1 protein-coding gene is annotated in these 1,458 nt (G+C 67.1%); it reads right to left on the bottom strand.

Going from position 1 to position 1,458, the window contains the following annotated elements; translation table 11 throughout:
• Positions 1-1,458, bottom strand: a 1,458-nt coding sequence (locus KVT37_RS31525) for a condensation domain-containing protein (protein ID WP_217578919.1), incomplete at both ends; no start/stop codon positions are given.

Genomic DNA, 1,458 nt, shown 5'->3' with positions numbered 1-1,458 from the left:
GCCGAGCGGCTCCCCCGCTGAGGAGGGAGGGCCCGGCTCTAAGGCCCCCCCCCCCGTCAGCACCGCCAGCAGGCCGATCACCATCTCGGGCGAACGGTCGACGCACAGTCCGACACGATCGTCCGGCTTGACGCCAAGTCCGATCAGTCGATGCGCAAGACGGCTGGCCTGGGCGTTCAATTGGCCGTAGCTCAACTTCACATCGCCCTGTACCAAAGCCACAGCATCAGGCGTACGGACAACCTGCTCCTCAAACAGGTCGTGGACGAAGCGATTCGAAGGAAAGGCCGCGGCTTCCGTTCGGTTCCAGGTCTCGACGATCAGTTCCCGCTCTTCAGCCGGCAGCACGTCCAGCGACCGCAACGGCATCTCGGGCGCCGCCTCAAGTGCCTCAGCCAGACTCTCCAGCGCCCGCTGCATCAGACCGATGACGCGATCCGCCGACACCGCCTCGACAACCTGTACCGTCAAGCCAAGTGCGGCCTCGAAATCCTCGACCGCCATGATCAGCGGGTAGTTCGTGCGTTCCTCGCCATCCAGCCACTCGGCGCCGCTGAGGCTCGGCATCTCCGCCTTTTCCGCTCCAATGTGCCGGTAGTTCAGAAGCACGCTGAACAACGGCGTTCCCGCAGCCCCCCCGCTGCAGCACAGCGCCAGCCCCAGCGGCGCCTGCTCGTGGTGCAGCAACCCCCCCCGGCGCAGATGCGGCTCGCGCACGCCCGCCGCCACGCCCCTGCCATCCAGGTCCAGTCGCATCGGCAGCGTGTTGATGGACAGGCCCATGGCCCGGTCGGCACCGGCACCCGCCTGCATACGGCCAAGCAGCACGGTCCCGAATACCACCGTCTCGCGGCCGGACGTGCGCGCCACCACCTGGCCCCATGCGACATGGCAAAGGCTGGCCAGGCTCACGCCCAATCGCTGGGCTTGCCCCCGAAGACGATCGTTGAGGGCCTGCGGCAGCTTCCGGTACACTTCCACGACGCCCTCGCCATCGCCCAGCACCTGTGTCAGGCCGAATGGGAGCGACGGCTCGTCGACATCGCCAAGCTGTTCGCGGAAGTAGCGCTCATGCTCCGCCTCGGAGATTCCCAGACGCGCCTGCGCCACCACGTTGCGGAACGGCTCCGCAGCCGGCAGCTCATCCTCCTGCCCGCTCAGGATCGCATCGATCTCCATGAAAAAAGGATCTGCCGAGGCTGCGTCCTCGATCAGGTGGTGACTTGTGACCTGCAACAGCCAGCGGTCGCTCTCAGGATCCTTTGCCACCACGTAGCGCATCAGGGGCGCCTTGGTCAGGTCGAGCCGCAGATGCTGCGGGGCGTAGCGACGCCGCAACTGCTCCACCGCCGGACCGGCGGCGGCATCAAGCTCGACCTCGGTGATGCTGAGCGGCGCTTGGCGCCACACCACCTGCGCCGGCGACGGCAGACCCTCCCAGACAAAAGCCGAGCGCAG

This window comes from Mesorhizobium sp. GbtcB19 (genome assembly GCF_019091085.1).
Lineage (GTDB): Bacteria > Pseudomonadota > Alphaproteobacteria > Rhizobiales > Rhizobiaceae > Mesorhizobium.
Note: the sequence above shows the minus strand (reverse complement) of the source record. Positions and strands in the feature narration are given on the sequence as shown.